The organism is Rhizobium sp. YJ-22, assembly GCF_029601685.1.
GTDB lineage: Bacteria > Pseudomonadota > Alphaproteobacteria > Rhizobiales > Rhizobiaceae > Metarhizobium.
Window position 1 is genome coordinate 649370 of the sequence record NZ_JARRIR010000002.1, and the last position, 19500, is coordinate 668869.

At 64.6% G+C, this 19500-nt stretch carries 19 protein-coding genes; 8 read left to right on the forward strand and 11 right to left on the reverse strand.

Going from position 1 to position 19500, the window contains the following annotated elements; genetic code table 11:
* Positions 1-72 precede the first annotated feature (72 nt).
* On the reverse strand, positions 73-435 hold the full coding sequence (locus tag P7F60_RS07790; RefSeq protein ID WP_277917134.1) for a response regulator: 363 nt from the start codon (positions 433-435) through the stop codon (positions 73-75).
* A 179-nt stretch (positions 436-614) separates the two neighbouring features.
* Positions 615-1277 carry a histidine phosphotransferase family protein gene (locus tag P7F60_RS07795; protein ID WP_277917135.1) on the reverse strand — a complete coding sequence of 221 codons (663 nt, stop codon included), beginning with the start codon at positions 1275-1277 and terminating at the stop codon, positions 615-617.
* Positions 1278-1512: 235 nt separating this feature from the next.
* Between P7F60_RS07795 and P7F60_RS07800 the strand changes: the two genes are divergently transcribed.
* Complete coding sequence (locus tag P7F60_RS07800; RefSeq protein WP_277917136.1) at positions 1513-2100, forward strand: EipA family protein; 588 nt, start codon at positions 1513-1515, stop codon at positions 2098-2100.
* A gap of 120 nt (positions 2101-2220) precedes the next feature.
* Entirely contained in the window at positions 2221-3369 is a 1149-nt protein-coding gene (locus P7F60_RS07805; protein WP_277917137.1) for a hypothetical protein, read from the forward strand.
* 7 nt (positions 3370-3376) lie between these two features.
* Here P7F60_RS07805 and P7F60_RS07810 read toward each other — a convergent pair whose 3' ends face one another.
* Positions 3377-4198: an RNA methyltransferase gene (locus P7F60_RS07810; protein WP_277917138.1), complete on the reverse strand. Its 822-nt coding sequence runs from the start codon at positions 4196-4198 to the stop codon at positions 3377-3379.
* A gap of 5 nt (positions 4199-4203) precedes the next feature.
* Positions 4204-4593 carry a hypothetical protein gene (locus P7F60_RS07815; RefSeq protein ID WP_277917139.1) on the reverse strand — a complete coding sequence of 130 codons (390 nt, stop codon included), beginning with the start codon at positions 4591-4593 and terminating at the stop codon, positions 4204-4206.
* A 118-nt stretch (positions 4594-4711) separates the two neighbouring features.
* On the opposite strand from P7F60_RS07815, the gene P7F60_RS07820 reads away from it, so the two are divergent.
* Positions 4712-5734, forward strand: a complete 1023-nt coding sequence (locus P7F60_RS07820) for an RluA family pseudouridine synthase (RefSeq protein WP_277917140.1) — start codon at positions 4712-4714, stop codon at positions 5732-5734.
* Here P7F60_RS07820 and P7F60_RS07825 read toward each other — a convergent pair.
* On the reverse strand, positions 5724-6623 hold the full coding sequence (locus P7F60_RS07825) for a DMT family transporter (protein ID WP_277917141.1): 900 nt from the start codon (positions 6621-6623) through the stop codon (positions 5724-5726). The two genes, P7F60_RS07820 and P7F60_RS07825, sit on opposite strands and share 11 nt — an antisense overlap.
* 111 nt (positions 6624-6734) lie before the next feature.
* On the opposite strand from P7F60_RS07825, the gene P7F60_RS07830 reads away from it, so the two are divergent.
* Both P7F60_RS07830 and rpoH read left to right on the forward strand, forming a co-directional pair.
* Entirely contained in the window at positions 6735-7433 is a 699-nt protein-coding gene (locus P7F60_RS07830; protein ID WP_277917142.1) for a YafY family protein, read from the forward strand.
* Between the two features lie 189 nt (positions 7434-7622).
* A complete protein-coding gene (gene rpoH, locus P7F60_RS07835; protein ID WP_277917143.1) occupies positions 7623-8531 on the forward strand; it encodes an RNA polymerase sigma factor RpoH in 909 nt (302 codons plus the stop codon).
* Between the two features lie 77 nt (positions 8532-8608).
* Here the strand turns inward: rpoH and P7F60_RS07840 are convergent, their stop codons facing one another.
* The 3 genes from P7F60_RS07840 to P7F60_RS07850 all read right to left on the reverse strand — a co-directional run bounded on the left by P7F60_RS07840 (position 8609) and on the right by P7F60_RS07850 (position 12845).
* Positions 8609-9064 (reverse strand): GNAT family N-acetyltransferase, encoded by a 456-nt coding sequence (locus P7F60_RS07840; RefSeq protein ID WP_277917144.1) that lies wholly within the window; start codon positions 9062-9064, stop codon positions 8609-8611.
* A 14-nt stretch (positions 9065-9078) separates the two neighbouring features.
* Positions 9079-11484 (reverse strand): hypothetical protein, encoded by a 2406-nt coding sequence (locus P7F60_RS07845; protein ID WP_277917145.1) that lies wholly within the window; start codon positions 11482-11484, stop codon positions 9079-9081.
* 65 nt (positions 11485-11549) lie between these two features.
* A complete protein-coding gene (locus P7F60_RS07850; RefSeq protein ID WP_277917146.1) occupies positions 11550-12845 on the reverse strand; it encodes an adenylosuccinate synthase in 1296 nt (431 codons plus the stop codon).
* 182 nt (positions 12846-13027) lie between these two features.
* Between P7F60_RS07850 and P7F60_RS07855 the strand changes: the two genes are divergently transcribed.
* Positions 13028-13906, forward strand: a complete 879-nt coding sequence (locus P7F60_RS07855; protein ID WP_277917147.1) for a DMT family transporter — start codon at positions 13028-13030, stop codon at positions 13904-13906.
* Between the two features lie 257 nt (positions 13907-14163).
* Here P7F60_RS07855 and P7F60_RS07860 read toward each other — a convergent pair whose 3' ends face one another.
* Together P7F60_RS07860 and P7F60_RS07865 are read right to left on the reverse strand one after the other, a co-directional pair.
* Entirely contained in the window at positions 14164-15426 is a 1263-nt protein-coding gene (locus P7F60_RS07860) for a hemolysin family protein (protein WP_347276857.1), read from the reverse strand.
* Between the two features lie 126 nt (positions 15427-15552).
* A complete protein-coding gene (locus P7F60_RS07865; RefSeq protein WP_277917149.1) occupies positions 15553-15789 on the reverse strand; it encodes a hypothetical protein in 237 nt (78 codons plus the stop codon).
* A gap of 448 nt (positions 15790-16237) precedes the next feature.
* Here P7F60_RS07865 and P7F60_RS07870 point away from each other — a divergent pair, with 448 nt between their 5' ends.
* The gene (locus tag P7F60_RS07870) at positions 16238-16843 is read left to right on the forward strand and encodes a GNAT family N-acetyltransferase (RefSeq protein WP_277917150.1); all 606 of its coding nucleotides are present in this window, start codon (positions 16238-16240) and stop codon (positions 16841-16843) included.
* Positions 16844-16917: 74 nt separating this feature from the next.
* Here P7F60_RS07870 and P7F60_RS07875 read toward each other — a convergent pair whose 3' ends face one another.
* Positions 16918-18225, reverse strand: coding sequence for a UDP-glucose/GDP-mannose dehydrogenase family protein (locus P7F60_RS07875; protein WP_277917151.1), 1308 nt, complete (start codon positions 18223-18225; stop codon positions 16918-16920).
* 210 nt (positions 18226-18435) lie between these two features.
* Here P7F60_RS07875 and P7F60_RS07880 point away from each other — a divergent pair, with 210 nt between their 5' ends.
* Positions 18436-19446 carry an NAD-dependent epimerase gene (locus P7F60_RS07880; protein ID WP_277917152.1) on the forward strand — a complete coding sequence of 337 codons (1011 nt, stop codon included), beginning with the start codon at positions 18436-18438 and terminating at the stop codon, positions 19444-19446.
* Positions 19447-19500 lie beyond the last annotated feature (54 nt).

Below are 19500 nucleotides of genomic sequence, written 5' to 3' on the forward strand. Positions count from 1 at the left end.
CCAGCCGCCCCGCATGAAAAAACCGCCGCTCGGGAGCCGAGGGCGGTTTTCGAAAAGCGCAATGCAAATGTTTCAGGCGGCTGCCGCCAGCGTGCCGAACGTGGCGGTCAGAACCTTGCGATCGAAGGGTTTCAGCAGGAAGTCATTGGCGCCGGCGCGCTTTCCGATCATCATCTTCTTCAGATCCGCCTCGATGACGCAATAATAGATGCGCACCTTGTCGCCGCCCGGCAGACCGCGCACGCCGCCGATCAGGTCCAGCGCGCCGTCCATGGCGGCATCGACGATCAGGATGTTCGGCATCTCCTCGCCGCAGCGGCGCAGGCCCTCGCGGTCGGTGCCGGCCTCCACCACCAGGAATCCGAGTTCCGACAGGATCCGCTTGCCGACCTTCCGAACGACATCCGACGTATCCGCGATCATCAAACGCTGCATGACCAACTCCATACAAAAAGCGACCGGATCGACCGCCGGCCCAAGGCCAACTCTAGTTCCGCGCATGCTAAGAAGTGGTTAAGTTTGTACGAAGCCCTGCCCGAGCTGGTTGCACGCAAAAGCCGCGCACCATTCCTGAAGCGCGGCCTTGATGGATTTCGAGTCGGTTCGGGAACCGTTCAGACGGCGTTCGTCTCGCCGGCGTCCATCGTCGCCTTGAAGATGATCTCCTCCGGCGTCTGCTCATAGCTCAGCTCCATGCCGGCCTCTTCGGCAAGCAGCACGGTGTAATAGGGCTGGATCGAATGCGCATCGACCGCCTCCTCCATCCTGTCGGAGCAGATCTCGGCGAATTTCTGCGGTACGCGCATCATCCGGCCCTTGGCGACGATGGTGAAGGCGGCGTCGAATTCCGGGTTTTCCAGGGTAATGTCGAGCGAGCCGCCACGCGGGATCGAGCCGTATGCCACAAGGAACAGGTTGAGCAGCAGCTTGACCCGGTTCTTGGCGATGATGGCGCGCGGGCCGTTCCAGGAGACTTCCGTCTTCTTTTCGGCGGCGGCGAAATCCTTGGCGGCCTTTTCGGCTTCGCCGGTATCGATCGAGGCGCCGACCGAGCCGGAGGCGCCGAAGGCAAGCCGCGCGAATTTCAGCCGCACCGAGGCATTGAGCGCGCTGGTGCGGATGAGGTCCATCGCATCCGCATCGGCCCCGCCTTCGTCGAGCAGTTCCAGCCCGTTGTTGATGGCGCCGACCGGCGAGATGACGTCATGGCAGACGCGGCTGCACAACAGCGCCGCCAGGTCAGGCCCGTTAAGGGTAAGGTTGATGTTCTTCGGCATGGATCTGCTCCTGGATTTTCCGTCTCGGCCTGCATCCTGCCCGACATGCATTGCGCGAATATGGTCGCGGACCCGCGCCGGACATGGGGCGTCGATCCGCACCGGCCCTGCGGGGAGCGGCGACTGGCGTCATAATGACACCATATTTGGTAAACCGATTGTTAAGACCAACCGACCAAAATGTGAAAAGCGGCGGTCAGACGCCCGATTCGCATTGCAACGAACGGATGAGATCATGCATTTCAAGCCACTCCGCCTCTTCGCCGGTCTGAATTTCCTCGTGGCGCTCGTCGCCATGGTCTGGGCAGCGCTGCCGGTCAATGCGTGGTCGGCCGATTCGAGCCAGTACACCGCCCAGGAGATCGTCGATGCCGGCCACAGCTTCTTCGGCTCGGCCAGCGGCGGCCTCGCCAAGGTGGTGGAGCGCGCCTTTTCGCAATACGGCTTGCCGAACGGCTATATCCTCGGCCAGGAAGGCTCCGGCGCCTTCATCGCCGGCCTGACCTATGGCGAAGGCACGATGTATACCAAGAATGCCGGCGAACATAATCTCTTCTGGCAGGGCCCCTCGCTCGGCATCGATTATGGCGGCCAGGGCAGCCGCGCCATGATGCTGGTCTACAATCTCGACAGCATCGACGACGTCTATGCCCGCTTCGGCGGCGTCAGCGGCTCGGCCTTCGTCGTCGCCGGCGTCGGCATGACCGTGCTGCACAATAACAACGTCATCCTCGTGCCGATCCGCACCGGTCTCGGCGCCCGCCTCGGCGTCAATGTCGGCTATCTCAAGATCACCCGCCAGCCGACCTGGAATCCCTTCTGAACCCACCGGTTTGCATCCCTTCCCCGTTAAGCCTGATTTGGAAGAAAGCTTGCGGCAGGTCCGGCGGCATGGTTATGTCGCCTCCTGTTCTGTCGCCAACCGCCGGTTTTTGGTCCCGCTTTGATTCAATACGCCATCCTGTTCGGACTGGGTTTTCTGACGGCCGCGCTGATCGTGTTGCTGCTGGCGCCGTTCGTGCTGCGGCGCGTCGTCTGGTTCACCGAGCGGCGGCTGCGCGCCACCATGCCGATCAGCCCGCAGGAACTGCGGGCCCAGAAGGACATGGCGCGCGCCCTCTATGCCTCCGAAAACGCCAGGATCGCGCATGCGTTGAAGCAGGAGAGCGAAAAGGCGATCGCCCTGCAGCTTCGCGGCGATGCGCTCGCACAGGATGCCGGCCGCCTGCAGTCGGAAAATGCCGACCTTCGCAACCTTGTCGAGGAGATGAACGTCGAGGCCGGTGACCTGCGCTCGCGGCTTCGGCGCGAGGAGGAAGCGGCACTGCATCTCAAGGCGCGCTTCGGCGATCTCGAAACCGTGCTTTTCGGCCGCAACCAGGAAATCGAGACCCTGGAAAAGCGCGTCAACCGGCTGGTCATGGATATCGACAATCTCAAGCTCGACCTCGCCGCGTCCGACACAACCTCGGAAAGCATGCAGTCGCGCCTCGCCTCGCTGCGCGACGAGCGCGAAAACCTGCGACGCGACCTGAAACTGATGACGCAGCGCGCTCGCGATGCCGAAATGCGCCTCGACAAGGAAGAGCACAAGGCGCTGCGCCTCGAGGAGCGACTGATGCGCGAGCAGATGCTGAACGCCGACCGCGAGACGCTGCTGGAACGGCGCGGAAGCGAAAACAAGCGGCTGCGCGAAAAGCTGAAGCTTTCTACCCAGCAGGCCCGCCAGGCGGGCCGCGCCCTGCGCCTCGCCGGTCTCGGCGATCTCACGGCGGAGGAAACCGAACTGCTCGATGAACCCATGCCCCCCGAACTCGATCCCGCCGACGACCGCATCGCCATGCTGGCCGAAACCGTGCGCAGCCGTGGCGTAAGCGTCGCCGAGCGCCTGCTTCAGGCCAAGCCCGCCGAGGATGCCGAGATGCGCGAGGAAATCGCCGCCGTCGCCGCCCGGATGGTGGCGCTCACGGCTCTGAAGGAGGGCGAGGCTTCGCCGATCCCTTCCCTGCTCTCCGCCGCGCCGCCGAAAGCGCGCGCCAGCCGCCAAAGTCTGGCGGACCGCATTTCCGACGTCATGAACCTGCCTTCGTAGCAGACACTCAGATCCGCCCCATGGCCGAGGCGATCTGGTAAAGCGCGATGCCCGTCGCCGTACCGACGTTCAGGCTGTCGAGCCCCGGTGCCTGCGGCACGCGCACGCTGTCGAAACGCGCCAGAATCTCCGCCGGCAGGCCCTCGCCTTCGGTGCCCAGCACCAGCGCCGTGCGCGCGCCCGGCTTGGCCGCGCGAATATCGATCATTCCGGAAGGCGAAAGCGCCATGATGCCGAAGCCGGTGGCGGCGAGCGTCGCCAGAATGTCTTCCGCCCGGCCAGCGCGGCTATAGGGCACGGCCAGCACAGCGCCGACGGACACGCGCAGCGCCTTGCGATAGAGCGGATCGCAACAGGTCTCGTCGAGCAGCACGGCATCGGCGCCAAGCGCCGCGGCATTGCGGAAGATGGCGCCGATATTGTCGTGATTGGAAATGCCGCAGCAGACGACGGCAAGCGCTGCCTGCGGCAGGCCGGCGATCACCGCCTCCGCCCCCGCCTTCTCCACCCGCCGCCCAAGCGCGAGGACGCCGCGATGCATGTCGAAACCGACGATGCCGTTCATCACGGCCTGATCCGCCACATAGACCGGCACACCATCGGGAAGTCGCGCGAGGATGTCGCGCACGCCATCGACTCGGTTGGAGAGCAGCAGAACAGCCTCGACCGCAAACCGGACATGCGCGTGCGCCTCCGCCAGCACCCGCAGCACCACCGTGCCCTCGGCGATGAACCGATCCTGCCGCCCGGTCAGATCCCGCTCGCGGATATCGCGAAAGGCGGCAATGCGCGGATCGCCGGCCTCCTCGATGCGGATGGTCTCTCGCATCGGCGTCAGTTGCCGGCGATGTCGATATCGGCGACGATGCGCCCGACGGCGATGTCGAAGACCAGCGCCTTGCGCTTTCCGTCCGCCAGACGGCCGGTAAACAGGATCTGGGCGCCCGACAGGCTGGTATTATCGATGACGAAGCCCGCCGGCAGGTTGGCCATCGCCTTCAGCGGCTCGTCGGAGGGGATGGCAAGGCCGCCGGCCGTGACCGGGGCTGCGGCCGGCGCGGAGGAGCGTGTCAGCTTGTAGCCGATGGTCACCAGCACGGCCATCAGCAGCACGCCCATGATGCCGGCGGAAACGAGCTGAAGGCGCACCATCTTGCGGCGGACATTTTCCATCGCCGGATCGAGCGGCTTTTCTTCCTGTTCGTCTGGTTCGACATTTGACATGGGTCGAGTCTCGGTTCATGACGGCCGCAAGGAACAATGCCTTCCCCGACGCAGACGCCGAAACCGGGGAGAGGCCAGCAAGCCAGAGCACCGGTGGATGACACACGGGATGACGTGAATGAACGAACCCTTTAAACAAGGCGAAGCCAATAGAAAAGTCCTGGAAGCGGACGAAACCGCTGAAGGCCGCCTCGATGCCTGGCTGGCGACGATGCTGGAGGGCGAATTTTCGCGCAACCGCATCAAGTCGCTGATCGAGGAAGGCGCGGTCTCGATCAACGGCGTCGCCAAGATCGAGCCGAAACGCAAGGTCCGCCCCGGCGACCTCATTGTCATCGACCTGCCGGAACCGCTTGATCCCGAACCGCAGGGCGAGGACATTCCCCTCGACGTGCTCTACGAGGACGAGGATCTGATCGTCATCGCCAAGCCGGCCGGGCTCGTCGTGCATCCGGGCGCGGGCAACTGGACCGGAACCTTGGTGAATGCCCTGATCCACCATTGCGGCGACAGCCTCTCCGGCATCGGCGGCGTGCGCCGCCCCGGCATCGTCCACCGCCTCGACAAGGACACGACCGGCGTCATGGTCGTCGCCAAGAACGACGCCGCCCACCGCCATCTCGCCGACCAGTTCGCCGATCACGGCCGCACCGGCCCGCTGGAGCGCGCCTATCAGGCCGTCGTCTGGGGCCGGCCGCGCCAGTTGCACGGCACCATCGACGCGCCGCTCGGCCGCGGCGCCGACCGCACCAAGCGCGCCGTCAAGCGCGAGCAGAGCGAGGATGCGCGCGAGGCGATCACGCATTTCGAGGTGATCGAGCGGTTTCACGAGCGCCCGGATGCGACGTCGCTGGCCTCGCTGGTGGAATGCCGGCTGGAAACCGGCCGCACGCATCAGATCCGCGTGCATATGGCCCATATCGGCCATCCGCTGATCGGTGACGCCGATTACGGCGCCGCCTTCAAGACCAAGGCGAACCTGCTGCCGGATTCCGCCCGCGCTGTCGTTGCCCTGTTCGACCGGCAGGCGCTTCACGCCTTCCTGCTGCAGTTCGAGCATCCACGTACCGGCGAGGTCATGCATTTCGAGGCGCCGATGCCGGAAGACATGCAAAGATTAATCGACGCTCTCAAGGATTGATCCCGGAACATTCGGCGGCGGCAGAAGCGGCGCGCCGCCGGCCGCCGAAATCGGCCAGCACATGCAGGCAGACGGCGGCCATCACCAGTCCGCCGCCGATCAGCGTCATGCGGTCCAGCAACTCGCCGAACACCAGCCAGACCCAGAAGGGCGCCAGCGGCGCATCCAGCGCCCCGACCAGCGAGGTCTCGACCGGCGGCAGCAGCCGCGCGCCGATCAGCATCAGCGCCAGGCCGGCGGCAAAACCGAAAATGCCGAACAAGGCGACCACCCAGATTTCCTGCACCGGCCAGTTGATGGGTGTGGCGAAGGGAGCCGCAAGCAGCGAGCCGAGCAATGCCGAAAGGGTGGCGATCGCCAGCATCGGCATATCGGGATAGCGTCGGGCCAGCAGCGTGTTGACAACGATGCACAGCGTCATCATCAGCGCCAGCGCATCACCCAGAAGACCGCCGCCCTCACCCGTGCCGACCATCAGCCCGACGCCGGCCAGCGCCGCGAAGCTGGCGACGATGGCGCCGGCGCCCGGTTTTTCCCGCAGGAACAGAAAACCCAGAGCCGCCGCGATCAGCGGCGCGGTGGCGAAGATGATCGCCACATGTGCGACGCTGGTGCGATGCAGGGCGGCGATGAACAGGCTCATGCTGGCCGTGGTGACCACGACGATCGCCCAGCCCGGCAGGCCCAGCCGGCGAAAATCCAGCACCGTCCGGCGCGGCGAGCGCACCAGCATCAGCAGCGCCACCGCGCCGCCGCCCCAGACGCCGCGCCAGAACAGGATCGTTGCCGTATCCATGGTAATCAGCCGGGTCATCAGGCCGGCCGTGCTGAGCAGCACGGTGGAGACCGCCACCAGAACGAGGCCGAGGGTGTAGCTGGACAATTTCATGCGCGGACCGATACGAGAAAGCAGACAAAGCCCGTCATAGCAGATTGCTGCTGACAACGCGGTGTCAGCAGGGTTTAATCCCAGACGGAATTTGTAGGCCGGGAGGCGGCGATGGCGCGAACGGTGCGGATGTTCGAGATCGTGCAGATGCTGCGCGCCGCGCGCGCGCCGCTGACGGCGCAAAGCATGGCGACGCGGCTGGAAGTCACGCGTCGCACCATCTATCGCGATATTGCCGCACTTCAGGCATCCGGCGTCCCGGTCGAGGGTGAAGCCGGCATCGGCTATCTGCTGCGCGGCGCTCTCGATCTGCCGCCGATGCGCTTCACCGCCGACGAGATGGAGGCGATCGTCGTCGGCCTTTCGCTCGTCGGGCGCACCGGCGATGCGCTGCTGGCGGCGGCCGGCGAAAGCGCGCTCGCCAAGATCGCCGACGCCGCGCCACCGGGCGGTCCCTGCCTCGATCTCGGCGGCACGCTGGTTTCCGGCTGGCACGCGATCCCGCCGGGCGCCACCGAGGCCCGGCTCCTGCGCCGGGCGATCCGCGACGAACGCAAGGTGCGGCTTGCCTATCGCGACGCCGAGGACCGCGTCACGGAACGCATTGTCTGCCCGCTCGCCATGCTCTATTATGTCGATTGCCTGTTGCTGGCGGCTTACTGCGAATTGCGTGGCGACTTCCGGCATTTTCGCCATGATCGGATCGAGCGCTGCGAGCCGCTGGACATGTCGTTCGCGGCCCATGGGCACGCCTTGCGCCGCCGCTGGCGGGCGCAGAACCGGGAAAAGATTCCCGCCATGAGCGGCTGAGCGCCGCTTTCGCGGGCTTGCGAATAACGGCCTTGTGATGCGCCGTGAAACTTGAATCGCTTTTATGCCGTACTTATCTGTACATTGGAAAAGTGCGGGGTCGGATAGACCTGTGCTTGAAAAGGCCTGCTCGGAGAGGATGGATTTTCCGTCCGGAGGGGCCGAAGATCTCGAAAGGGGGGCGCAATCATGGCCCGCAATTCATTGCCGTCGATCACTGCCGGAGAAGGCGGCCTCAACCGCTATCTCGATGAAATTCGTAAATTTCCGATGCTTGAGCCGCAGGAAGAATACATGCTGGCCAAGCGTTACCAGGAGCATGGCGACCGCAACGCCGCCCATAAGCTCGTGACCAGCCACCTGCGCCTCGTGGCGAAGATTGCCATGGGGTATCGCGGCTATGGCCTGCCGATCGGCGAAGTCGTCTCCGAAGGCAATGTCGGCCTGATGCAGGCCGTCAAGAAGTTCGATCCCGAGCGCGGCTTCCGCCTGGCCACCTATGCCATGTGGTGGATCAAGGCGTCGATTCAAGAGTATATCCTGCGATCCTGGTCGCTGGTGAAGATGGGCACGACCGCCAACCAGAAGCGCCTGTTCTTCAACCTGCGCCGCCTCAAGGGCCGCATCCAGGCCATCGACGACGGCGACCTGAAGCCGGAGCACGTCACCGAGATCGCCAACAAGCTGAACGTCAGCGAGGAAGAGGTCGTCTCGATGAATCGCCGCCTCTCCGGCGACGCTTCGCTGAATGCGCCGATCAAGGCTTCGGAAGGTGATTCCGGCCAGTGGCAGGATTGGCTGGTCGACGACCACGACAGCCAGGAAGCCGTGCTGATCGAGCAGGACGAACTGGACACGCGTCGGCGGATGCTGGCCCGCGCCATGGGCGTGCTGAACGACCGCGAACGCCGCATCTTCGAGGCCCGTCGCCTCGCGGAAGACCCGGTGACGCTGGAGGAACTCTCCTCCGAGTTCGACATCAGCCGCGAACGCGTGCGCCAGATCGAGGTCCGCGCCTTCGAAAAGGTCCAGGAGGCCGTGCGCAAGGATGCGCTCGAACGCGCCAATGCGCTGCGCGTGGTGGACGCGACCGCGTAAGGGCTTAGCCGGCATCCATGCCGGCGGCACTCTATTCAAAAAACCCTCGCGGAGCCGGCTTCGCGAGGGTTTTTATCTTATACGGTCAGTGTCAGATCCTTCTCGAAATAGACACGACCGAACCCGTCTTCCACGCGCCGGTCGATCTCGACATAGCCAAGCCGGGGATAGATCGAGAGATTGTCCACCATCTTTTCATTTGTATAGAGACGCACTGCGCCAAAGCCCCGGGCGCGGGCCGTATCCTCGCAGAAAAGGATCAGGGATTTGCCGATCCCCTGCCCGGCCGCCGCCGGCAGCACCGCGACATTTTCGAGAAGGACATGATCGTCCTCGGGAAAGAAGGCGATGAAGCCCTGCAGCCTGTCTTCGGCATCCACCGCCACATGGATGTCTCCAGCGGCGATCTGGGCGGCATAATCGGCGGTCATCGGCGCCGGCTTGCGGCCGATGGCAGCGACATAGCGGGCATAGGCGCATTCGGCGCAGGCCCGGATCGCCGCTTCATCCCTCTTGACGGCGATCCGTATCATGCCGGCGCCTCCGGTTACTGGTCGGCGCTGACGGGACCGAGCGCGTTCCAGGCCTGAATGGCCTTGTTGAACGCGTCCGTGCCGGCCTGGCCTTTTTCCAGGGTCAGCAACGCCCGGCGGCCGTTGCGGTAGGTCACCGGCATGTCGATCCAGTTGCGGGTGCGCAGCAGTTCGAGATTGGTGGCGCGCGCCTCCGGGAAATCGTTGAGGGCGATCATGTGGAAATCGTCGGTGATCTTGGCCGGCACGGCGATCAGCGGATTGCCGCGATCCTGCTCGGTCGTCTTCATGGCGATGCGCTGGACGCTGTCGATGGCGCCGCCCTCGAAATTCGGGGGCAGCGAGAAGACGATCTCCACCAGATGGCTCGCCGGCAGCGACGGATCGGCATTGCGCTTGAAGGTCATCAGCGCCGAAAGGCCGCGCTCCGGCACATTGATCTGCGCCTGCACGGTCGGCTCCGGCTTGCCGTTCTCGCCGGCTTCCTCCTGCAGCGACCAGGTGACGCTGCCGCTGATCGCGGTCGGGACCGACTGGCCGAGACGTTCTTCATAGAGGAACATCTTGCCGCCCTGGCCGGGAACGGCAGGCGGCGTCTGCTGGGCGGGCTGCGTCTGCGGCGCCGTCGGCGTTTGCGTCTGGGCGGTCGGCGTGCCGGCGGTTGCCGGCGGCGGCACATTGGCGGCGACGTTCTGCTCGGCGACCGACTTGCCTTCGGTCGCGGACGGCTGGCCGGCGACCTGCGCCGGGCCGGAATCCTTCTCGCTGCCATCCGCCAGCAGGCGCTGCGTGAATTTGGTGATCTCCGGCTGGGTATTGCCGGCGGAGGCGACTTCCGTGCCGTTCGAGGCACCGGCATTGACGGCAGTGCCGTTGGCCGGCGCGGTGGTCGACGATGCAGTGCCATTGTTGGCAGCCGGCGTCGTCGCCGGCTTCTGCGCGGTTTCCGGCAGCGCCGGACCGGTCTTGACCATGCTCTTGGCCAGTTCGACGATGCGATCGCGATAGAGCCACCCGCCGTAACCGGCGCCACCGAGAAGGGCAACGAGCAGCACGCCGGTGAAAATGCCCTTGTAATTGCGGCGCTTCGGTTCGGCCCGGTAGGAGATCGGCGCAACGGTCGGCGCGCCGACGGCGGCATCGCCAAGCCCGCCAGCATCGGCCGTGCGCGCATGGCTGCGGCCGGTTGGCGACATCAGGTCGTCGAATTCGCTCCAGCCGTCATCCAGCGTCGAGGCCGGCTTTGGCGCGCCGGTCGCTGCCGACTTGGCGGCCGGACTGTCGGGCGCAGCGACTTGCGGTGTTGCGGCCTGCGGCGCGTCAAAGGCGCTCTCATCCCAATCCAGCAGGTCGAGCGCCTGCGGCATCGCCGGTTGCTGCGCCGCCGGCTCAGGGGCCGCAGGCGAGGTTTCGTCCTTGCCGGGAGCCGATTCAGGTTCCGGCTGCGGCGCCGGCTCCGACGGGCTGTCGACGCTGGGGGCAGCGGTCAGCACTTCCGGCTCGAAATGGCCGGAGACGCTGAAATCCCGGCCGGCATGCAGCAGTGGCTCGTGATCGGTCAGCCCGTCGAGAAGCGGATCGGCGAGATAAGGGCGCGGCGCGGTGTCGATCTCGGCCTCGGCGACCGCCGCCGCTTCGGGTTCCGGCTCGACGGGCTGCGGGGCGTCGATGGCCAGCGGCTCCGGCTCGTCCTGCCAGGCCTCGTCGGCGACCGGGGCAGACGGCGTGGCGGCGGCCTCATGGGCAATTTCCCAGGGCTCACGCTGCGGCTCGGCGGCGGCAGGCTCGATCGTTTCCTCGTGCGCCTCGGCATAGACGGTCTCTTCCCGAACCGGTTCGGGCGCGGACACCTCTTCCGGCAGCGGCTCCTGCCACAGGCCGATCTGACGGTCGTCGGGCACCATGCCGGTCGAGGATTGCTCCTCGGCCGGCTCCTGCGGCTGCTCGACGGGTTCGTCCCAGGGCTCGCGGGCTTCTTCGGCCGGTGCAGCCTGTTCCGGCTCTTGCGCATGAACGGGCGGCTCGGGCTGTGGCATGGGCTCGACCGCGACATAGGTCTCGTCCTCGTCCTCCAGAGCCTCGGGCTCGTCGGAGGGCGTTTCCTCGTCCTGCTGTTCGGCCTCGTCCGCCTCGGAAGACGTCTCCTCCCAGGCCGCCGCATCGTCCTGATCGGAAAGGTCTTCCTCGTCCTCGCCGGATGCGGGCAAGGCCTCGGCATGTTCATTCTCGACCTCGGTGATCGCCAGCTCGAGCTTGTCGAGCTGGCGGCGCAACATGTCTTCCGGCGGGCGCGGCTTCATGCTTTCGAGCTGGCGCTGGACGGCTCCGCGCGCCTTTTCGTAAACCTTCACCCGCATCTCTGGAGTATTTTCGGCCAGCCCATCCACGGCGCGCCGAATGACTGCTGCAAAATCTGCCATCAGGTCTTTCTCATGAGTATCGGCGTGCCGCCGACCAAGTTATTCTGACTCGAAGCGCCGCGAGATTATCCCTCAAACGGGTCGGTCACAAGTATCGTGTCCTCGCGCTCGGGGCTGGTCGACAAGAGCGCCACCGGCGCGCCGATCAGTTCCTCGACCTGGCGGACATATTTGATTGCCTGTGCCGGAAGATCGGCCCATTTGCGGGCGCCGACCGTCGATTCCTTCCAGCCTTCGAGCGTGATGTAGATCGGCTCGACGCGGGCCTGCGCGCCCTGGCTCGCCGGCAGGTAGTCGATTTCCTTGCCGTCGAGCCTGTAGCCGACGCAGATTTTCAGTTCGTCCAGCCCGTCGAGGACATCGAGCTTGGTCAGCGCGATGCCGGTGATGCCCGAGGTCTTGACCGTCTGGCGCACCAGCACGGCATCGAACCAGCCGCAACGGCGCGGACGGCCGGTGTTGACGCCGACCTCGCGCCCGACCGTCGAGAGATGCTTGCCGATCTCGTCGTCGAGTTCGCAGGGGAACGGCCCCTCGCCGACGCGGGTGGTATAGGCCTTGGTGATGCCGAGCACGTAGGAAATCGCCGTCGGACCGAGGCCCGAGCCGGCCGAAGCCTGACCGGCGACAGTGTTCGACGAGGTGACGAAAGGATAGGTGCCGTGGTCGTTGTCAAGCAACGCCCCTTGCGCGCCTTCGAACAGGATGCGCGCGCCCGCCTTGCGCTGCTCGGCCAGCAGGTCCCAGACACGGTCGATATACGGAAGGATGTGCGCGGCGACCGAGGTCAGCTCTTCCTCGATCGATTCGACCGAGATTTCGGGCAGGCCCATGCCGCGACGCAGGGCATTGTGATGGGTCAGCAGACGCTCGATCTTCGGGCGCAGGGTTTCCGGCTCGGTCAGGTCGATGACGCGGATGGCGCGGCGGCCGACCTTGTCCTCATAGGCCGGGCCGATGCCGCGGCGCGTGGTGCCGATCTTGGTGCCGTTGCTGGAGGCGGCGTCTTCGCGCAAGCCGTCGAGATCGCGGTGCAGCGACAGGATGAGCGGCGCGTTGTCGGCGATGCGCAGCACCTCCGGCGTCACCGCCACGCCCTGCGCGCGCAGCTTCTCGACCTCGGTGACGAAGTGATGGGGATCGACGACGACGCCGTTGCCGATCACCGAAAGCTTGCCGCGCACCAGGCCGGAGGGCAGCAGCGCCAGCTTGTAGCTGGTGCCGTCGATGACGAGGGTATGGCCCGCATTGTGGCCGCCCTGGTAGCGCACGATCACCTCGGCGCGTTCCGAAAGCCAGTCGACAATCTTGCCCTTGCCTTCGTCTCCCCACTGCGAACCGACAACCACGACACTCGTCATTTACCAATTTCCTGTTGCTGGAGCGCCTCTGCGCCATCTCAAACCCGCGCATCTATACTGGTTTGCGGGACGGAAAGCGACCCTATTTGAATGCGACATTTGGCTTTTTGCGTGACAAAACCGATTGCGCCGCTCTATTTCTGCGCACGCCCCGATACGTCCCCGCTGCAGGAAGTCGCCCCTTGTCCGCCCGCTCCTATGTTTACCTTATCATCGCGACTTTGTGCTGGGGCGCCAATGCCGTGGCCGGCAAAATCGCCATAGGCCACGTCAGCCCGATGATGCTGACCTTCTGGCGCTGGACGCTGGCCTTCGTGATCGCCGTCATCATCTGGTTGCCGCAACTGAAGGAAGATTGGCCGGCCATGAAGCGGCAGTGGGCCTTGCTGATGCTGCTCGGCGTCATCGGCTATACCGGCTTCAACGCCTTTCTCTACAGCGCCGTGCTCTATACCTCCGCGACCAATGTCGCCATCGAGCAGGCGGGCATTCCCGCTCTGATCTTCCTCGGTAATTTCCTGCTGTTTCGCACCCGTGTGTCGCTGGCGCAGATCGCCGGCTTTGCCATGGCGCTGCTCGGCGTGGCGCTGACCGCCACCCATGGCGACCTGCCGCGCATCCTCAGCCTGGAGCTGAATCGCGGCGATGCGCTGATGCTGCTCGCCATCGTCGCCTATGCCGCCTACACGATCCTGCTGCGCTGGCGCCCGGCGGTGCATTGGAAAAGCGTCATGACGCTTTCGGCTTTCGGCGCCATGCTGGCCGCGCTGCCGCTGGTCGGCTGGGAAATCGCCGCCGGCGCGGTGACCTGGCCGGATGCCGAAGGTTGGGCGATCGCGCTGTGGACCAGCATCTTCGCCTCGCTGATCGCCCAAGTGCTGTTCATCCTCGGCGTCGAAGGCATCGGCGCCAATCGCGCCGGGCTGTTCATCAATCTCGTGCCGGTCTTCGGCACGCTGATCTCGCTGATGGTCGGCGAACCGCTGCAACTCTTCCATGTCATCGCGCTGGCGCTGGCGCTCGGCGGCATTGCGATTGCCGAACGCGGGCGGCCACGCTGAACCTGAGATAAACGAAAAAAGGGCACGGTCTTGCGCTCGCCCAAGGGACAAAGGGCGTCGCAGACCGTGCCAGGCTTCAGGCAGTCACTTCAGCAGACCAGCCGCCGAATTCGAGAGGATGAAGAACCATGCGCCGCGGGGCGCTTCGTTCTCCCGTGAAAGAGACAATAGCGCCGGGGCTTTGCAACGCGTTTAAGTAAATCGCTACAATTTTATCGAAGCTGCGTTTTGTACCGTTCCGTGACAGGCGACGCGGCTCATTCCGCCCTGGAAAGCAGGATCTTGTCGATGCGGCGGCCGTCGAGGTCGATGACCTCGAAACGCCAACCGTTCTTGGTGAAATGTTCGCCCAGTTCCGGCAGACGGCGCAATTCGGCCAGCACCAGGCCGGCGACGGTTTCGAATTCCGGGTCTTCGCCGGGATTGAAGCCCATCTGGTCGGCGAATTCGTCGATCGGCATCCAGCCGGCCACCAGATAGGAGCCGTCCTCGCGCGCCACCATCGCCGGCTCCTCGGCTTCGCTTTCCTGGAAGACGCCGGTGATCGCCTCCAGCACGTCGCCCGAGGTGATGATGCCTTCGAAATGACCATATTCGTCATAGACCAGCACCAGATGCACGGTCGATTTTCGCAACGCCTGGATGACGTCGATGGCGCTGGTCAGATCCGAGACGACAGGCACCTCGCGCATCACGGCGCGTACGTCGCGCTCGTTGCGCAGGAAGAAGGCGTCATAGGCGTCCTTGACGAAGATGACACCGAGAATCTCGTCGGAACTGCCGTTGCGCACCGGCAGGCGCGAGCGGTTGGTGGAGCGAAGCTGAGCGCGAATCTCCTCGAAATCGTCCTCGATGTCGATCACCTCGACCTCGCGGCGCGGCGTCATCAGCGCCCGAGCCGTGCGGTCGGCCAGGCGCATGACGCCGGAGATCATCGCCGATTCCTCGGTTTCGATGACGCCGGCGCTATGGGCTTCGGCCAGCACGGTCTTGATTTCCTCGTCAGTGACCTTGTCGCTGGAAGCGCCGCTCTGGCCGAGCAGCAACAGCACCAGCCGGCCGGAGCGATCCAGCAGCCAGACGAGCGGCGCGCCGAATTTCGACATCAGGCTCATGGTCGGAGAGACGCGGGCGGCAATCGCTTCCGGGTCGCGCAACGCGATCTGCTTCGGCACGAGTTCGCCGACGATCAACGACAGATAGGTGATGACGACGACGACCGTGCCGACGCCCAGCGCATCCGACAGGCTGGGGCTGACGCCCTGCGCCAGCAGCCATTGCGAAAAGCGCGAGCCGAGCGTGGCGCCTGAAAAGGCGCCGGAGAGAATGCCGACCAGCGTGATGCCGATCTGAACCGTCGACAGGAAGCGGCCGGGATCCTCCGCCAGCCGGATGGCGATCGCCGCACCGCGATTGCCCTGATCGGCGAGAACCTTCAATCGTGCCGTTCGGGAGGAGACCACCGCCAGCTCGGACATAGCCAGCACACCGTTGAGAACGGTGAGGAAGATGACGATCAGAATCTCGGTAAGCAAAAGGCACTCTTTGAATTGTTGACGGACATGCGCGCAGGCGACATGAACCACACATAACACAGTCTTGCCAAGACGTGTGAAAAACTACGGCGACGAATTTACCGTTCGAACCTACGACGCCTCATCCAGCGAACCGATGGCGCCCCGCGAAAACAGAACTTCCGGCTGACCGCCATCGCCATGCATGCGCCAGGCGGCGGCGCCCGCATAGGTTTCGGCCAGCACCATCGCGGCGCGGATCGCGTGGTCGCGATTTTCCGCCCGGCGCGGTGCAAACATCTGCAACACCTCCCCCGCATCCGTGATTTCGAACGCCACATAACGGAAGGTTTCGATTTCGCCCGGCACCCGCATTCCTCGACCGTTTCGCCCCTGTCGCTTCCGGCCACCCGCAGCCACCGACGACCAGGAGCTTTTCGCAGGAGTTTGGGCAAACAAAGGCGAAAATCCGGCGCATTCACGGAAATTTTCTCTGCCGAAACAAGAGCATCCCGGCGGTCTGGCAACGATTGCGCCCGGTATGCAGGCACATCCCGGGCAGCAAGACGCCAGAGATTTACAGGTGATTTCCTCCAATTGCCGGCATTTAAGGAAAACTTTACAGATTAGCCATGTTCGCCAGTCGATGCGGAGACAGGCGAAGAGGGCCGCGGTTCACGAGGAACCGCGGCCCGTTTTTCAGGTCGCCCCTTTTTTGCGGCTCTCGGCACGCCACGTGCAATTGACAAATGCGCCCGCCAATGCTCGACCCGTAGCGCCGACGAAAATTCGATCCTGCGCGAAGGGAGCTGCTGCCATGAACGACATTCCGGTGCTGCCGATAGGCTTTTCCGCCGTTCCCGCCGGCAAGGTGGCGACCGTCGTCACCTGCCTCGAAATGCATGCCCGTCCCGCGCCACGCGACCTTCGTGCCGGCTCGCTGCGGCTGGAGCGCTGGAAGCCGTCGATCGAGGCCTACCGAGCGCTGTTTCGCCGCATCGGCGCGGAATGGATGTGGGTGTCGCGGCTGGTGATGCCGGATGCCGAGCTGGAAGCGATCCTCAACGACGGGAAGGTCGAGATCTTCATGTTGATAGACGGCGAGCGCCAGGCCGGGCTGCTGGAACTGGATTTCCGGCAGGAGGGGGATTGCGAACTGGCCTTCTTCGGCCTGGTGGCGGATGCGATTGGCCAGGGCGCCGGCCGTTTCCTGATGGAACAGGCGATCACAAAAGCCTGGACCGCGCCGATCCGGCGCTTCTGGGTCCATACCTGCCATCTCGACCATCCCGCTGCGCTCTCTTTCTACCGCCGCTCCGGCTTCGTTCCCTATGCCACGCTGGTGGAGGTGATGGACGATCCGCGCCTGAGCGGGGTCATTGCCCGCGAGGCTGCTCCGCATGTGCCGCTGATCGATCCTTGAGAGGCTGGCCGCCGGGTCATCCGCAGCGCGGATGTGTCCGCGAGGCCGCCCCGCGAAATCGCCATCGGGCCCGATCAGTCGGCACGTCCGACGCTGGTATAGCTGAAACCGTGGCGGGCGACCTCTTCCGGCCGGTAGATATTGCGCAGGTCGATGAGGATCGGCGCCTTCATCACCGTCTTCAGCCGCGTAAAATCCAGCGCCCGGAACTGGTTCCATTCGGTAACGATCACCACCGCATCCGCGCCTTCGCTGGCGTGATAGGCATTGTCGGCGTAATCGACGCCCTCGATCAGCTTGCGGGCATTGTCGATGCCCTCGGGGTCGTAGGCGACGATCGCCGCGCCGGCATCCTGCAGCGCCTGGATGATGGCGATCGCCGGGCTGTCGCGCATGTCGTCGGTGTTCGGCTTGAAAGTGAGGCCGAGCACGGCGATGCGCTTGCCGCGCACGTCGCCGCCGACCGCATGGATGATCTTGCGGCCCATGGCGCGCTTGCGGTTGTCGTTGACGGCGACGGTGGTCTCGATCAGCCGCACCGGCGAATCGTAGTCCTGCGCCGTCTTGACCAGCGCCAGCGTGTCCTTGGGAAAGCAGGAGCCACCGTAGCCCGGCCCGGCATGGAGAAATTTCGGGCCGATGCGCCCATCGAGCCCGATGCCGCGCGCCACTTCCTGCACATTGGCACCGACCTTTTCGCAGAGATCGGCCATCTCGTTGATGAAAGTGATCTTCAGCGCCAGAAAGGCATTGCTGGCATATTTGATCAGTTCCGAGGTGCGGCGCGTGGTGAACAGCAGCGGCGCCTGGTTGAGGTAGAGCGGCCGGTAGGCTTCGGTCATCACCGCCCGCGCCCGCTCGTCGTCCAGACCGACGACGATGCGGTCCGGCCGCTTGAAATCGTCGATCGCAGCGCCCTCGCGCAGGAATTCCGGGTTCGAGACCACGGCGATATCGGCTTCAGGGTTCGTTTCGCGCATGATGCGCTCGACCTCGTCGCCAGTGCCGACCGGCACGGTCGACTTGGTGACGACGACGGTGAAGCCGCTGACATTCTCGGCGATTTCGCGGGCTGCGCCATAGACATAGCTCAGATCCGCATGGCCGTCGCCCCGCCGCGAGGGCGTACCCACCGCGATGAACACCACATCGGCCTCGCGCACGCAGGTGGCGATATCGGTGGAGAAAGCAAGCCGCCCGGCCGCGACATTGGCCGCCACCAGCCCATCGAGGCCGGGTTCGAAGATCGGAATCCGGCCGGCCTTCAACGCCTCGATCTTGCCCGCATCCTTGTCGACGCAGGTGACATCATGGCCGAAATCCGCAAAACAGGCGCCGGAAACCAGGCCGACATAGCCAGAGCCGATCATCGTAATCTTCATCGCAGTCGATACCTTCCAGAGCATTTCCAAGGAAAAGGGCGCAACAGTTTTCCATGCGGAAATGCGATAAAGCATAGGGTCATCCCCATATAGGCTTTCGATTGCGAAATCACGACTGTTGTCGACGACGCTTGCCGCACGGACAAAAGCGCGCATTGTCATGCCGGCCGGCATCGGGCATAGGGGATGTTCACGGCGGGCGGGGCATTCATGCGTTATCTGATCACGGGCACGGCAGGCTTCATCGGTTTCCACCTGGCGAAACGCCTGCTGGACGAGGGCCATTTCGTCGTCGGTTTCGACGGCATGACCAACTATTACGATCCGGCGCTGAAGGAAGAACGCCACGCGCGCCTCGCGCGCTCCAACGGTTTTCGCCCGGTCATCGGCATGCTGGAGGATGCCGGCGCATTGGAACGGGCAGCCGAACTTGCCGAGCCAGACATCATCATCCACCTAGCAGCGCAGGCCGGCGTCCGCTACAGCCTCGAAAATCCGAGGGCCTATGTGGAGTCCAACCTCATCGGCTCCTGGAACATGCTGGAACTGGCGAAGGCGATCGCCCCGCGCCACCTGCTGCTCGCCTCGACCTCGTCGATCTACGGCGCCAACGAGAAGATCCCCTTTGCCGAAAGCGACCGCGCCGACGAGCCGATGACGCTTTATGCGGCCTCGAAGAAATCCATGGAACTGATGGCGCACAGCTATGCGCATCTCTACAAGGTGCCCACGACCGCCTTCCGCTTCTTCACCGTCTACGGCCCCTGGGGACGGCCGGACATGGCGCTGTTCAAGTTCGTCGACGCCATTCTCAACGGACGGCCGATCGACATCTATGGCGAAGGCCGCATGAGCCGCGACTTCACCTATATCGACGATCTCGTGGAAGGCATCCTGCGCCTTGCCGACATCATTCCGAGCGAGGAAACCCGCGTCACCGCCCCCGGCGTCACCGACACGCTTTCCCCACAGGCGCCCTTCCGCATCGTCAACATCGGCGGCGGCCAGCCGGTCGAACTGATGCGCTTCGTCGAAACCGTCGAAGCGGCGCTTGGCCGCCCGGCGCTGCGCAACATGCTGCCTATGCAACAGGGCGACGTCCCCCGCACCTATGCCTCTCCCGACCTCCTGCATGCCCTCACCGGTTTTCACCCGCAGATCGGCCTCGAAGAGGGCGTGGCGAAATTCATCGACTGGTATCGGGAGTTTTACGGGCGGTAAGAGCGCCGTCGCGGCAAGGCTCATACCTTACCAACCCGATGCCGAATTCATGCC

Bases quoted from the DNA above. Each gene is read 5' to 3' on its own strand.
- P7F60_RS07790 (WP_277917134.1), bottom strand. From the start codon at position 435: ATGCAGCGTTTGATGATCGCGGATACGTCGGATGTCGTTCGGAAGGTC.
- P7F60_RS07795 (WP_277917135.1), bottom strand. From the start codon at position 1,277: ATGCCGAAGAACATCAACCTTACCCTTAACGGGCCTGACCTGGCGGCG.
- P7F60_RS07800 (WP_277917136.1), top strand. From the start codon at position 1,513: ATGCATTTCAAGCCACTCCGCCTCTTCGCCGGTCTGAATTTCCTCGTG.
- P7F60_RS07810 (WP_277917138.1), bottom strand. From the start codon at position 4,198: ATGCGAGAGACCATCCGCATCGAGGAGGCCGGCGATCCGCGCATTGCC.
- P7F60_RS07815 (WP_277917139.1), bottom strand. From the start codon at position 4,593: ATGTCAAATGTCGAACCAGACGAACAGGAAGAAAAGCCGCTCGATCCG.
- P7F60_RS07820 (WP_277917140.1), top strand. From the start codon at position 4,712: ATGAACGAACCCTTTAAACAAGGCGAAGCCAATAGAAAAGTCCTGGAA.
- P7F60_RS07825 (WP_277917141.1), bottom strand. From the start codon at position 6,623: ATGAAATTGTCCAGCTACACCCTCGGCCTCGTTCTGGTGGCGGTCTCC.
- P7F60_RS07830 (WP_277917142.1), top strand. From the start codon at position 6,735: ATGGCGCGAACGGTGCGGATGTTCGAGATCGTGCAGATGCTGCGCGCC.
- rpoH (WP_277917143.1), top strand. From the start codon at position 7,623: ATGGCCCGCAATTCATTGCCGTCGATCACTGCCGGAGAAGGCGGCCTC.
- P7F60_RS07840 (WP_277917144.1), bottom strand. From the start codon at position 9,064: ATGATACGGATCGCCGTCAAGAGGGATGAAGCGGCGATCCGGGCCTGC.
- P7F60_RS07845 (WP_277917145.1), bottom strand. From the start codon at position 11,484: ATGGCAGATTTTGCAGCAGTCATTCGGCGCGCCGTGGATGGGCTGGCC.
- P7F60_RS07850 (WP_277917146.1), bottom strand. From the start codon at position 12,845: ATGACGAGTGTCGTGGTTGTCGGTTCGCAGTGGGGAGACGAAGGCAAG.
- P7F60_RS07870 (WP_277917150.1), top strand. From the start codon at position 16,238: ATGAACGACATTCCGGTGCTGCCGATAGGCTTTTCCGCCGTTCCCGCC.
- P7F60_RS07875 (WP_277917151.1), bottom strand. From the start codon at position 18,225: ATGAAGATTACGATGATCGGCTCTGGCTATGTCGGCCTGGTTTCCGGC.
- P7F60_RS07880 (WP_277917152.1), top strand. From the start codon at position 18,436: ATGCGTTATCTGATCACGGGCACGGCAGGCTTCATCGGTTTCCACCTG.